Raw genomic sequence first — 13,412 nt, 5'->3', positions numbered from 1 at the left:
AAGCGTTCCGGGCGTCACTCAAATGGGTGAGCGCGCTTGCCGTATGCCGGGTTTAACCTCCTTTTCTCAAGGAGATCCTTCGTGGAACAAGTCATGTCCGGCTCTTCCAGCCAGCCCAAAGTGAATATCCGCTATCGTCCGATACGGCTCAGCGCCTCTGCAGGCTTTCTCGCATTTGCAGTGGTCTTGGCAATGGCCTTTGCGGCCCATGCCCAGCAAAGCAAGGCGCCAGGCACACGCGTCGAAGAGCATTGCATCAATGGCCGCGACGATGATGGCGACGGTCGTATCGACTGCGATGATAGTGAGTGTCGTCTGAAAGCAGTCTGCATTACCCCGATCGAGAATTGCGTTAACGGGCGTGACGATGACCAAGACGGACGAATTGATTGTGATGATCGTGATTGCGAAGGGCTCAAGGTCTGCGTGGCTCCTATCGAACTCTGCACGAACGGGAAGGACGACGACAATGATGGCCGGATAGACTGCGAAGATAGAGATTGCGCCGGAACGAGCTGGTGTTCAAAGCCAGCTTCGCTTGAGAATTGCAGCAACGGTAAAGACGATGACGGAGACGGGCTGGCCGACTGCGCCGACATCGATTGCGCGGCAGCCATCGCATGCGTCGAGTCCTGCCAGGCCGAGCCGCCCGTCTCGCTCGATGGTCCGGGCAAGGCGCTGCTCAATCCTTCCCGCACTCTACAACCGCTGCAGAAGAAGTAGGCAGATGACCAGACCGCTTATCCGCTTGGCATTTTTATCGGTTGCGGGGCTCGCGCTCGCTTATGCCGGTCCCGCCAATGCTCAGACCGAGATGTGTTATGACGGCGTCGACAATGACGGAGACGGCAGGATTGATTGTGCAGATCGGGCATGCGCCTACCTTGCGTCCTGCATGGAAGACGTCGAAAATTGCTTTTTGCCAGGCGATGAAGATGGCAATGGCAAAAGCGACTGCGCAGATCCGGTTTGCGCGCGAACTGCAGCCTGCATGACGAAAGCGGAGATCTGTTCTTCCGGACGCGATGATGATGGCGATGGTTTGGCTGATTGCGCAGATCCAGACTGCGACGGTGCGCCTGTTTGCGATGTCGGCCGGGAAAATTGCAGCAACCGGATCGACGATGACGGCAATGGAAAGACTGACTGTTACGATGAAGCTTGCGCGGCAACAACGGCTTGCGCACTATGCTCTGTCGCCTCTCCAGCAACCCCTGCCAGTGATCGCATCAAATATCTGTCTGCGGCTACATCGCCGGTTGTTGTGCCTGTTGAGCTGAAGCTGCCAACGGACTTCATTTCGCAAGGCGGCGTGCATCTGCAATGTGTCTTGAAATATAAAAGCAAGATCATCGCGGGCGGAGAGGCCTTTGAGATGCACCGTCCCGCTTCAAAGGGGCGCACACCTTTCAACCGTACGCAGACAAGCAAGGTGACCTTCAAAGTTAATCACCGCTATCTAAGCCCCAGCTACCTCGAAAAAATCCAGTATGAGTGCGACGCATTTGCCTGCGCCAATCCGGAAAATTGCGCAGCCATGGCAAAAGCGAAAAGCGGCGCGAGCGTCAAACTGACGGGTCCCGTGCGATAGCGGGCGTGATATGCCAGAATCGCTGGCGGCATCAGACAGACAAGTGTGCGGGCCTTAAGTCCGACGCTCTGCGATCAGCAGTCTTGCATTTTCGACATTGGACGCTGAGTTGTCACTGCTGCTCATTTTGAACCTCGAGACGACAGGCGCGTCCTTCTCAGGACCATCCAACTGGATCAGCAACATGTCGCCGCCATCCAAATGGACATATCCAATATGAAGAGGCTCATCGAGCGTTTCAGGCGTAAAGCTCGCATACGCTCCGGCCATCACAAGGGATTCGCCCTGTCTTACGGTTGAGCGAGGAAACTCCGCAGGAGCTTCGAGCGTCAGAGCGCGCCCTTCTGAAGCTGCAGCTTCGCAGAGTTCCAGCCATGGGCTCTCATCAAGCAGGCTGCCGCAGGCCTCACTAGACTGACCGTCGATCTCAATGCGCATCGTGCCCGTAAGTGCGTCGTCATTTTCCGTAATATCGACCAGCATGTAGGCGTACTGACTGCCGAGCGCCATTCGTGCCGGCATACGCTGGGCGGGCGCCAACTGAGATAGCGGCATCGGATCAACCGCTTTGCTCGCGGGCTCCTCTTTGCCGACCGGCTCACCAGAACAAGCTGAGATAAGGAGCAGAAAAGCAACAAGGGCAGTCGAGTATGGAAGCAGACGATGTATCAACATTCCTGGATTGTGCAGCATCACGGAGTGACGCGCTCACCCAAACGGGTGAGATGGACCAAAAACCGCTTTCTTACAGAACGTGATGTCGCGGTTTCGACGAATGTCAAACCTACAAGAGTTCGCCGCGACCCACGCTTCCTTTTATAACCACTTCAATCTTGACCGCCATCTTAACTCAAGATCCCGCTTCAAACAGAACCACAATTTCGCCCTGCTCAAATGTGCTTTTGACCGCCTAAGCAAGAGATTGTCTGCTGACAAGCAGAGACGAGTTTACATTAGTCTGACAACACCGATTGGAGGGCGGCCCAAAACAATCGCATTGGCTTGTATTCGGCTCACATCCGTCCGGCAGTGTCTCAACCCCGTACGCATGAGAAAAGGAGGGCGACGCGCCTGCCGCAAAGCGGAGGAGAATTGGCAGGGTATAGATCGCGCCGCCCAAGAAAGCGCAGGCCTAGAATTGATAGGTGGCCTGCAAGGTGAATAGCGCCGGTGGCATGGTGTTGTAGGTCACGATGTCCCCAGCCGCACCGAGCGGCTTGTCGGTCCGCGCTGGCGGGAACCAGCTTTCATCCGTCACATTGGTTCCGATCAGGGACAGCGTCCACGGCCCGTCGATCTGGCTGAACCGGACAGACGCGTTCAGCACCTGCCTTGGGCCGCCTTCGGGGGAATACGGGATGAGCCATTTCGGCGTCGCGTTATAGAAATAGCCGTCCACAGTGGCGGTCATATTCCAGCTGTCGCTGACCGGGCGGTCATAAGTCAGGCCAGTAATGACCTGAAATGGAGCCGAACCGTATCGCAGGCCTGTCATGTAACGCTGCTTACCACCGGCGGCGTTCGCATAGCAGGCGCCGCTCATCTTGCCCTGTCCCGCAGCGGGGATAGGCAACACAGTCTGACCCGCATAGCACTGCGCGCCATCATAGTCGGTGAACTTCAGATCCGCATACTGCGCGCCGAGGCGTAGGGTAAGATCGTCGTTGGCCATATACTGGACCTGCCCCTCTATCCCCTTGTTGCGGGCACCGCCTGCGTTCTGGGTGAAGAAGGAGGTGGTTGGCGCATCGAAGACCTGAACCTGCAGGTTCTCGATATCGTAGTGATAGGCTGTCGCATCGCCGACCAGGCGGCCGTTCAGGAAAGAGCCCTTGATGCCGATCTCACCGCCTTCAACCGTCTGCGACTTGTAGCGGAACGGCCGTTCTGGATCCGGCAGCGACGTATAGTTGGAAACTGTCGCAGGGTTTGACGAACCACCCGAGAGGTAGCCTGTCTTGTAAGCCCCGTAGATGGTCAGATTATCCTGCGGCTTCCAGCTGATGGTCACTTCAGGCGAGATATTGTCGTCCGAAAACTCGGGCGTGTAGCGGAAGCCCGCTGGCGCGAAAATTGCCAGTTCGGGCCGGCGAAAAATATTGCCGATATCCGTTTTCTTTTCTTCGTGCGTCCATCGCGCGCCGCCAGCAACCTCGACGGCGTCCGTCACTTGCCAGCGAAGCTGGCCAAAAGCCGATACGGTTTCGCCCTCGTTCGCGGCGGTCGTGACAAGGCTGTCATAGATACCGTCAAACTCGCCGCCCCCCGTATACGGCCCCAGGGCCGCGATCTTCGTGCCAGAGGCATATTCACGCTCATCGTCCTGCAGGAAGACGCCGCCCGTGAAGTTCACAGGCCCATCAAAGGCGGAGACGACACGGAACTCCTGCGTCAGCTGTGAGCCTTCGACGTCCTGGGTATTCGTCGCCTGTCCCCAGGTGGTGTAGTCGAAGTTGTCGAATGCATAGTTGTCGAATTCGTAATAACCGGTCACAGACGTGAAGGTGAACGGACCGACGTCCCAGTCGACGGTTAGAGACGACAGCCAGATATTGGTCTCGTTGATCGACTTTCCGTCATCCGGCGCGTTGTAGAGGTTCCTCGTCACCTCGATTGGCGGAAGACCGTTGGACGTGACCCTGTCACCCTTGCAATCGCCGGTCGGGTCAGGAAGGCCGTATGTCGTCGGCAATGTGCCGCCGCACCCGATCAACTCTGCACCCGAAACACCATTATTGGTTGTCTCCGAAGAGACCAGCGTCTTGAACGTGGCGGTGAGATTCGACATCGGCTGCCAGAGAGCGGTAAGGCGGGCCGCCTCGGTTTCAGTGCCCGGCCCCCACTTGTAGCTCGCGCCGCGGATCGTCATGCCGGCCTCTGCCGGAAAGGGATCGGGCCTCGGCTTGGCGACGTTCTTGTAGTATCCGTCCTGCATGTCGCTGAAGCGACCGGCCAGACGAATGGCAAATTTGTCGCTCACCGGCAGGCTGACAGCGCCCTCTATGCTCGGCGTGTTGGTATAGAATTGGTACTCACCCTTCACATAGCCCTCGATCTCGCCATTGAGTGTCGGTGAACGGCTGAGCACGCTGACGACGCCAGCGGGGCTGTTCTTGCCGAAGAACAGGGCCTGAGGGCCTTTGAGGACCTCGAACCGTTCCATGTCGAACTGGGCTACATTGACCACGCGGCCACGGGTGAAGATCACATTGTCGATGTTCACGGCAACCGGCTGCTCATTGCCGAGATCGTTGGCCAGATTGCCGACGCCGCGGATCGTGAAGCTGCCGCCGCTGGTGGACGAAGCAGAACGTGAAAGCTCTACACCAACCACCTGTCCGGCGATCGATGAGAGGTCGTTGGTGCCGTAGCGTTCGAGCGCCTCCGCGTCGAGCGCGCTCGCAGCTACCGGGACGTCCAGCAGACGCTCTTCAGTCCGCCGCGCGGTCACAGTAACCGTTTCAAGAGAGCGGACGGCGTCGCCTGCCTTCTCGTTGTCGGCCTGCACGGCGGTCTGCGCCATTGCAGAGCTTGCGCTCCAGACGGCGATCGCGGCTGTCCCACAAAGCAAGGCGGGCAAGGACACCCTACTCTGACGGACACTCCGACCCTCCGGATTCACTCGCTGAAGTGCGCGCCAGACATGTGACGCGCCACCGAATTGATTCTTCATTGTTCCCTCCCAGGACTCTTTATTTGAACAGCGCAAACTGCCATGCCTTTTTAATTGGCATACGTGTTATACAATCTGTCTTATTTCATTCTGTCAAGCGAACTCAGAGAGGGAAAAAGCGAGTTATAGCTTATTTTTTCGCAAGGCAGCCGAGCGTCAACCGCATCGTAATTTGACGCAGAGTTTTTATAAAATATACTTTTTAATCTGGTTACTAGTTAGCTTATTTGGATCTCGCAAATCCAAAAGAAACAGGACATTCCACCCTGAACACCATTTTGCATTTGGCCAGAGTGTCAATAATGTAACTTGTTTTATTTTGCCTTACCCTTCCCGAGCCAAGAACGACGATCTATCGCTGGGTCGGAGGAATCTTGACGATCAGGCCGTCGAGCGCATCGCTCATAGTTATTTGGCAAGACAGACGACTATTGCCCTGGACCTCAATGGCGAAGTCTAGCATGGCGTCCTCGAGATCGGTTCGCTCGCCCGTGTTCTCGAGCCATGCCTCATCGACATAAACCTGACACGTCGCACACGCGCAGGCTCCGCCGCAGTCAGCGTCAATGCCGCTTATCCCGGCGGACGTCGCGCCCTCCATAACGGAAAGGCCGGGCTTGATATCGATCACCGTCTCAGCGCCATCAGGCTGTACGAATTTTACTTTAGCCATGAAGGTTTCCATCCTAATCGTTCGAATGCGTTGCCAGTTCAGTTCTGAAGAATGACAACAGCTGAAAGACCGGGCGCACCATAAACCTGACTGTAGCCAATCTGCGCGCTTTCGACCTGACGGCCGTCTGCTCGGCCTCGAAGCTGCTGTACGTTCTCATACACCTGGCGAAGACCAGAGGCACCGATCGGCTCCCCGCAAGCAAGGCACCCGCCATCGGTGTTGACCGGCATCGATCCACCGATCTTTGTTGCTCCGCTCTGGATAAGTGCCTCCTGCTCGCCATCCTCGCAAAAGCCGTTCTCGGCCATGTGCATTATCTCGGCACCGGTCTCTGTATCCTGAATCTGGATCACATCGACATCGGACGGACCGACACCGGCCATTTGATACGCAGCTTTTGAGGCCTGCACCGTCGGAGCAACGCCGCGCTCGACGTCCAGGGAAGGCGCGAATACTTCGAAAGAACCTTCCTCGCGGGTGCGGACAGCCGCGCCGCGAATGAGAGGTCCGGTCAGGCCGAGTTCCCGGGCCTTTCGGTCGGACGCCAGAATGAGAGCCGCTCCGCCCTCAGCTGGCGAGCAGAACATGTATTTCGTCAGAGGGTCGGAAATCATGTCGCTATTCATGATCGTGTTGAGGCCGACCGGTTGGCGCCGCCAGGCATGCGGGGTCTTGGAACCATTTTGAAAGGCCTTTTCCGCCACCAGGCCCAAGGTCGTGTCACTGATGCCATGAAGTTCTCGATAGCGCTGGATCTTCATCGCAAAGAACTGAGTCGTCAGCATCATGCCCGTCTCCCCATACCAGTGTGGCAGGCCGCTGGATTTGGGGTCGGCATTAAAGGCGCCACGCGGATGTTTATCGAAGCCAACGACGATACCAAGGTCGAACTCTCCAGACTTGATCGCCCAGTAGCCAGACAATAGGGCTGAACCGCCGGTGGCACATCCATTGGCAATATTGATGAACTGAATCCCCGTCAGACCAAGACGCGGCAGAAGTGAATCGGCATTGCCTGCAGCTAGCGATCCGCCAAACGCAAACTGAATCTGAGACCAGGAAAGCCCCGCATCCTGCAAGGCCTGTTCGGCCGCGAACTGCCCCTGATCGAGACCGCTTCGGCCTTCTGTGCGCCCGAATGGATGAATTCCTGCGCCAACAATACGGATATCGGTCATGAGTGGGCTCCTTCATCGGCGGGGCGAAATGCATAAGTGTGGATTGCGCCCTCACCCTCTTCTTCACGGAATTTCTCAAGGGTCAGGGTCATCGGCATGCCGATCCTGAGCTTGCTGAAGTCATCAATTTCAATTCGGCTTTCGACGATCACCGTCTCGGGAAGCTCGACATAGCCGACAGCATACGGCTCGAAAGGTTCGCGCCCCCGATAAGGCGGTTTCGGCGGAAACCTCTGGATCGTGTAGGACCACAAAGTGCCGTGATCCGGCAAGATTATCTCTTCAAAGCTCTTTGCAGAGTGCCCCTCAGGCATCGGAAAAACGACCTTCCCGTCCGCAACGCGGCGGCCGCCAATCAGCTTCGGACCCTTGCCATCGAAACGTACCAATCCATCCGCAATCATTCTCACTTCCACTTAGCGCCCCTCCAGGTCCCGATTCGCGGCTCTCACCGCCCTACAGGCCAAATAGTAGTACGTGTTATATATTTTTACAATGGAGGTTTTTTTTGCGCCTGCGCTGGGGGGCTATCGCAGCGGCTCCACAATCAGCAGGGCCGGTCCGGTAACCGTTCCAGTTTCGAGGTCCAGCACAGCTTCGTTGATCTGCTCGATTGTATACCTGCGAGCAACTACGGCACCGATGTCGAGACGTTCTTCACGGATCAAGGCGATCGCCCTCTCAAGATCGCGCTGCGGCTCTACCAGGACAATCTGGCCATCCGCAAAGGCAGAAGGTCGCCCACCTACATCCGACTGCATGCCCGGCTCCGGCGAAGCGACAATAAACACCTTTTCTGCGGACACAGGCATCCCCCCGCTGGCCTCCTCATCGGTCAGGTCATCCTGGCAGATGATCAGAACGTCCAATGCCCGATGTGCGTCGACAGGGTCTCGGCCGATCATGACAATATCCGCAACGCCGCTAGCACGGCAGACCGCCTCAGTCACAGTGCCTGTACCGCGAGAGCCGAGAATGGCGACCCGAGCATCAGGCGTGATGCCACCCCTGCTGACGATGGCCACGACCCGTGGAATTGTGTCTCCCAGCACGGCGAGGCTGTCGTGATCCTTCAAAAGATCGCCAGGAACCGCGGCGACGAAGCGCTCATCGACAAGCGCATGTGTCGCCCATGTCGAAACCGCCCGCCCCGATTGCACATCACCTTGCCCCAAGACGAACTCGGCACAAGCTGGCTCGCCATCGGCCGCACCTGCCAGGGCCGAACCCACGATGGCGAAGTCGTCAACTTTCAGTCCCGTTACCCCACCGCCCACCGCAATGATGCGCCCCGCCCCTTCGAGGCCAGGCACGACGGGAGCCCAGCCCGGGGATTCTGCAGCTTGAACCAGGCGTATTTGTGCCGGCTGAATGCTTGCCGAAAAAAGTTCAATCAAAACCTGTGTATCGGAAAGCGGCGGTAACGTGATCTCTTCAATACCCAGGAAGCCATATTCCCGAAGCACAACAACTCTCGCACGCGTCATCATTCTGGCTCCACAAACTTGTCGAGCAGCTGCTTGACGCGCAGATGTTTCGGTATGCGTTCGATTCCGATGATCTGGTCGAGCACTTCTGCGGAATTGTAGAGTCGGCGTTCATTATAGCCGAGATGAAGCCCCGGCAGCCCAGGCGAGGACAAGGACATGAACATGGGCTCCATGTTCCTCACATCCTCTTCCATAATGGTCATTGGGGTATCAAGCGCGACCTGCCGCATCTTTTCGACCTCAGGCGTATCCTCGCCCCAGTCGGGCACGAAGGAGGTCCACTCGAAAAAGGTGTGCGCCGGGCCGACGGGCCACGCCGCCAACATTGGCAAGCCGCGCGCTGAAGTCGGTGTCGTCACATTGGGGAAGAGACTGTAGGTCAGCACGGCCCCATTTACGATCTCCCGCACAGTCGGAATTTGACCGGCGCCGGTGCCAATCAGGGAGTCGCGCAAGGCATCATCCGCCGCGCTCCAGTCGGTTGGCCCGCTCATCCCCATGGCCATCTGCTGGCGCTTCGCAAAAGGTGTGACCATTCGCGAGTGCCCGTGCGGGAACATGGCATGCGTGACCCCCCGCTGATCGAGCGAGACGACACCTTCGTGATGGTGAATGTGCTTGAAGTGGTAGACTTCCTGAAAAGCCTCCACAGCCACCTTCCAGTTGGTCCGAAGTAGCACAGTCGCGCGCGAGAACATGCGTAACTTTTCACACTGGTATTGCTCCATTTGCTCAGCAACAGGCCCAAGCCACTCAACAAGCGGAATAGCCTTTGTGTCCCGGTTGATGAAAATGAAGCCGCCCCAGACATCACAACGGTACTCGGTCAGCTGGCGATCGGCATGCGGAATGTTTTCGAGGACCTGCCCGCCCGGCACGGATACAAGCTTACCACAAAGATCGTACTCCCACCCCTTCCGCTGGCATTTCAGTCTCCCTTCAGGGAGCCGGTAGCTGGGAAAGCGCACTTGCATGAACAAGTGGCCCGGCGCATCGAATGGGCGCTCTGACTGATCCGCACCAACATCGGTATAGGGCACGAGCGGCGCATCGTTCGGGCTTTCGTTCAGGAAGGCCCGCAAATGTCCGGCCTCATCCCGAACGATCACGATCGAAGGCCCGCTATAGTCCCAGACCTGATAGCAGCCCGGTTCCGGCACCTGCTCCTGCCGGCCGGCATAGAGCCAGACCTTGGGCCACATGTGCTTCATCTCGAGATCGAAAAATTCCTGTTCGGTGTAACGGCCAGCCGGAATATCCGGCAATTCAGGAAAACCTTCAGGCAACCCGTCCCGTTCGAACTCCCAGAGGATCTTCTGCTTGATCTTCTCCATTAACTCCGTTTTCAACGTCGTCCTCCTTTGGATTTTCTCTTCTTCCTGCGCCAGCTGCTCAGCAAAAAGACGGGTCGATATCGGCCATATTAGCCAGAAAAGGGGAATGTGTGCTAGAGTTTAATAAAAATGTCTGTAAGTTCGGCACGAAAAGACGACGATCCGCACATAAATTGCGGATGAACCGCACGAGCGAAAAGGGAGACGATGAGCAAAATGGGCAATGTCATGACGGCGGGAAAGCCGCTTCCGGCTTCGGCCTATTTCGAAGCAAACATCTTCGAAAGCGAGATTACAAATCTGTTTTCCAGAGTCTGGCTTCCCGTCGGGCGCTCTGACGAAATTCCAACGCCCGGCAGTTTCTTTACATGGGACCGCACAAGGGTGCCCTTCGTCCTCATGCGGTCGGTGGATGGAACGGTTCGCGGCTTCTATAATAGTTGCCGTCACCGGGGCGCGCCGGTGGTGAGAACGCCAGTCGGACGAGCCCGCGCGTTTCGCTGCCAGTATCACAGCTGGACTTATGACACGTTCGGCAAGCTGATGGCGGTACCGGATGAGCGCGACTTCGGAGAGGTCAATCGCTGCGCCTATTCACTCGTCCCACTCGATACTGAAGAGCTGAATGGATGGCTCTGGGTGAGGCAGAAGAAGGAGGGGCCTGCGCTGATCGAAGAAGCCGGACAGCTTGCCACTGCGCTGAACCGGTTCGGCGATGCCGCCCGCTTCCATGACCGCCAGACCTTTATGCTACACGCCAACTGGAAAGCAGCTGTCGAGCGGCTGGCCGAGCTTCCCATCGGGAAGGACAGCATCTGGCATCTGCCGAATGTCGCGGTCAGCGAAAGAGATGATCTGGTCCGCCTCATTGCGCTGTGGCCGCTGGACGAACGGACAACGACGCTTGAGATCGTCCGCTGCACCAATGGCGACCGGGACCTTGGCGACGATGCCGCCCTTCAGGCGGAACTCACCAGCGCGCTCGACGGACTCGAAAGGTCGGGCGTCAGCCTACCAGACCAGAATCCTGTCGCCGCCCGGCTGGCGCAAACGCTGTTCGATACGGTCGACCTTCGACCATCCACCGCCCACCGGGCCTAGTCGTCGCCGTGACCGAATTGCAGCGGGCTTGCGGCTCATTTTTGAAATTCTGGCCCAGCGCGCACACGGCGCCCGAGAAGGCCGCACGTGTTGATCGCACATCACGTGGCAGCGCCTTCGACGTCTCGCTCCAAGGCGAGCAAAAAGGGGATATCATTGAAAGAGCTGGCGGCCTTCTGGAAACCGCGATGCAGATGTGTCGCTCTCCCGAACTGAGAGCGCGAGGCAGACCCGTAAATTCCCGAGCGTCGAGCGGACATCACCATGAAGATGACGTCCTGCCAGAGACGGACGTCCGGAAATTGCCAGGCAATACGCCCCTTTCGGTCTGGCGAGCGCGCGATGGCTGGCTCTTGGTAAGCACGAGCGGCCAGCAGGCCTGGCGCGATTTCTGCGCGACCTTTCTCAGTCTCGCGGCTTACCGGAATATCCCTGCCGCGAAGGCGTGGGAGTCCCCCTGGATCAACGAGTTCGCGACAACCGTACTCGATACCCACAAAGTCGAGGACGCCGTCGGCACCTGCCTGACCTATGGCGTTCCGGCTGCGCCCATACCGGCATGGCAGGACAGCGACCGACCCGGCGCTAGCAAAGCGCTTGCGGACCAGTTGGCGTGGGCCGCCCTCATAATTCAGCAATAAGGGATTTCGGAGGAAAAAAATGTCTCATCACCGCCAGATCGAAGGCAAGGTCGCGCTTGTGACGGGTGCAAATCGCGGACTTGGTGCCGCTATTGTCGAGCATCTGCTCGCGCTCGGCGCATCGAAAGTCTATTGCGGCGCCAGAAATCTCAACAAGATGGATGCGGTTCTGGACCGTTTCGGCCCTCGCGCCGAGAGCGTCGCCCTCGACGTCACCAATACCGACCAGGTAAATGCTGCGGCACGAGCTTTGACGGAAGTGGATTTACTCGTGAGCAATGCCGGCGTGACCTATATGGTCCCGCTTTCCGAGGTAACGCTGGATGGCGCCAGAGCGACTATGGAGACGAATTACTTCGGTCCGCTCCGTCTGGTTCAAGCATTCGCAAAAAGTCTAAATAAACGTCAAGGCGGGTTTATATACATTCTCTCTCTCGCGGCCCTGACGCCAGCGCATGATGCTGAGCTGTATAGCGCTAGCAAGGCGGCCGGTACGATGCTCGGACATGCCGTGCGCCACGCCTATCCTAATATCGGCGTCACACTCTCCTATCCGGGACTTATGGACACGGACATGATGAGGGACACGCCACTTGTGAAAACTTCGCCGGAGGAAATTGCCCGCCAAACTCTGGAAGGCTGGATAGATGGGCGCGTCTCAGTATTTCCTGACCTTCACGCCAGCTTGCTGAGAGACGCAATACTGAACAGCCCAGAATCGCTGCTGGGAGATCCATATGAGCTCATGACAACTGCGCTTACAGCCTACATGAAACAGCGCCCCTTCGAAGGAAACTGAAGCACCAAGGCAGCCGCCCAGTCTCAGCCCCCGAGCACCCAGTCCTCCGGTTTCTCGACAAGGGTCTTGAATTCCTGCAGCCACTGCGCCCCGGTTGCGCCATCGACGACCCTGTGATCGCAGGTCAGCGTTGGCGTAAGCACCTGAGCGATGCGCGGCTCATCACCGTCATCAAACACGTATTGCTTTTCCGGCGCCCCTATGGAGAGGATACAGCCCTGCGGCGGATTGAGAATCGAACCGAAACTGGACACGCCGAACATGCCTAGGTTCGAGACCGAGAACGTACCGCCAAAATACTCATGTGGCTGCAACCGCTTGCGCTTGGCGCGCGCGGCGAGATCCTTCACCTCAGCCGAAATTTCCGTAAGCGACTTGGTTTCTGCGTGACGCACGATCGGTGTGATCAGCCCTCCCTCAATTGCGACAGCGACTGCGATGTCGGCATTATGATGCCGCAATATTCCGTGCTGCGTGAAGCTCGAATTGACGGCCGGGAACCGCTTGATGGCAAGCGCGCACGCTTTGATGATGAGGTCGTTGATCGTCACGGAGGCATTTGTCTGGTCGACATTGAACCGCTTGCGGCAAGCGAGAAGCGCGTCCATCTCGACCTTGCACTGCAACGCGAAGTGAGGGACGTCGCGAAAGGACTCTGTAAGCCGCCTTGCGACGGTCTTGCGCGTCACGTCCAGCGCCTGGATTGAATAACTTGCCTGCGGCAGACCAAGCGCCTCCAGTTCAGCGACGATAGCGTCGGACGGATCAATCGTCTTTGCGATTTCCTGGTGCGTAATCATAAAGCTTCCTTAGAACGATTTATTTTTACAACTTGTTATATCATTGACTGTTCTGGCTCAAGAAAAACGTGGACACCATGCCTCCAAATGCCGTCGACAGCCACTTAGCGACCGCACTAAGCGCTTACC

Annotated in this window: 13 protein-coding genes and 1 pseudogene; 6 read left to right on the top strand and 8 right to left on the bottom strand. The window is 57.5% G+C overall.

The features are described from left to right. Positions 1-81: 81 nt before the first annotated feature. Together B8783_RS17815 and B8783_RS17810 are read left to right on the top strand one after the other, a co-directional pair. Positions 82-723, top strand: a complete 642-nt coding sequence (locus B8783_RS17815) for a hypothetical protein (RefSeq protein ID WP_233355856.1) — start codon at positions 82-84, stop codon at positions 721-723. Positions 724-727: 4 nt separating this feature from the next. Beyond that, positions 728-1,591, top strand: coding sequence for a hypothetical protein (locus tag B8783_RS17810; protein ID WP_084421705.1), 864 nt, complete (start codon positions 728-730; stop codon positions 1,589-1,591). Between the two features lie 54 nt (positions 1,592-1,645). On the opposite strand, the gene B8783_RS17805 is transcribed toward B8783_RS17810, so the two are convergent. Continuing rightward, positions 1,646-2,113, bottom strand: coding sequence for a hypothetical protein (locus B8783_RS17805; RefSeq protein WP_139792416.1), 468 nt, complete (start codon positions 2,111-2,113; stop codon positions 1,646-1,648). Positions 2,114-2,339: 226 nt separating this feature from the next. Here B8783_RS17805 and B8783_RS18925 point away from each other — a divergent pair. Continuing rightward, positions 2,340-2,486 (top strand): annotated as a pseudogene (locus B8783_RS18925) (IS6 family transposase); the annotation flags it as partial. Positions 2,487-2,723: 237 nt separating this feature from the next. Here the strand turns inward: B8783_RS18925 and B8783_RS17800 are convergent. The 6 genes from B8783_RS17800 to B8783_RS17775 form a co-directional block, all read right to left on the bottom strand. Beyond that, complete coding sequence (locus tag B8783_RS17800; protein WP_169711851.1) at positions 2,724-5,114, bottom strand: TonB-dependent receptor; 2,391 nt, start codon at positions 5,112-5,114, stop codon at positions 2,724-2,726. 502 nt (positions 5,115-5,616) lie between these two features. Next, entirely contained in the window at positions 5,617-5,937 is a 321-nt protein-coding gene (locus B8783_RS17795; protein WP_084422180.1) for a 2Fe-2S iron-sulfur cluster-binding protein, read from the bottom strand. A gap of 38 nt (positions 5,938-5,975) precedes the next feature. Continuing rightward, positions 5,976-7,118, bottom strand: a complete 1,143-nt coding sequence (locus B8783_RS17790; RefSeq protein ID WP_084421699.1) for a thiolase family protein — start codon at positions 7,116-7,118, stop codon at positions 5,976-5,978. Continuing rightward, positions 7,115-7,522: a Zn-ribbon domain-containing OB-fold protein gene (locus B8783_RS17785; RefSeq protein ID WP_139792415.1), complete on the bottom strand. Its 408-nt coding sequence runs from the start codon at positions 7,520-7,522 to the stop codon at positions 7,115-7,117. Before B8783_RS17785 ends, B8783_RS17790 begins: the two co-directional genes overlap by 4 nt. 123 nt (positions 7,523-7,645) lie before the next feature. Continuing rightward, positions 7,646-8,608: an alcohol dehydrogenase catalytic domain-containing protein gene (locus B8783_RS17780; protein ID WP_084421697.1), complete on the bottom strand. Its 963-nt coding sequence runs from the start codon at positions 8,606-8,608 to the stop codon at positions 7,646-7,648. After that, a complete protein-coding gene (locus B8783_RS17775) occupies positions 8,605-9,957 on the bottom strand; it encodes an aromatic ring-hydroxylating oxygenase subunit alpha (protein WP_139792414.1) in 1,353 nt (450 codons plus the stop codon). Before B8783_RS17775 ends, B8783_RS17780 begins: the two co-directional genes overlap by 4 nt. Before the next feature lie 192 nt (positions 9,958-10,149). On the opposite strand from B8783_RS17775, the gene B8783_RS17770 reads away from it, so the two are divergent. The 3 genes from B8783_RS17770 to B8783_RS17760 are packed head-to-tail and all read left to right on the top strand — an operon-like array spanning position 10,150 to position 12,483. After that, complete coding sequence (locus B8783_RS17770) at positions 10,150-11,043, top strand: aromatic ring-hydroxylating oxygenase subunit alpha (protein ID WP_084421693.1); 894 nt, start codon at positions 10,150-10,152, stop codon at positions 11,041-11,043. Between the two features lie 41 nt (positions 11,044-11,084). Continuing rightward, positions 11,085-11,684, top strand: a complete 600-nt coding sequence (locus tag B8783_RS17765) for a CoA transferase (RefSeq protein ID WP_084421691.1) — start codon at positions 11,085-11,087, stop codon at positions 11,682-11,684. 19 nt (positions 11,685-11,703) lie between these two features. Then, positions 11,704-12,483 (top strand): SDR family NAD(P)-dependent oxidoreductase, encoded by a 780-nt coding sequence (locus tag B8783_RS17760; protein WP_084421689.1) that lies wholly within the window; start codon positions 11,704-11,706, stop codon positions 12,481-12,483. A gap of 23 nt (positions 12,484-12,506) precedes the next feature. Here B8783_RS17760 and B8783_RS17755 read toward each other — a convergent pair whose 3' ends face one another. After that, on the bottom strand, positions 12,507-13,283 hold the full coding sequence (locus B8783_RS17755) for a 2-oxo acid dehydrogenase subunit E2 (RefSeq protein ID WP_084421687.1): 777 nt from the start codon (positions 13,281-13,283) through the stop codon (positions 12,507-12,509). Positions 13,284-13,412: the final 129 nt, after the last annotated feature.

This window comes from Henriciella litoralis (assembly GCF_002088935.1).
In the GTDB taxonomy this organism is placed as follows: Bacteria; Pseudomonadota; Alphaproteobacteria; order Caulobacterales; family Hyphomonadaceae; genus Henriciella; species Henriciella litoralis.
The sequence above is the reverse complement of the archived record's forward strand: the minus strand, read 5'-3'. Positions and strand labels throughout refer to the sequence as shown.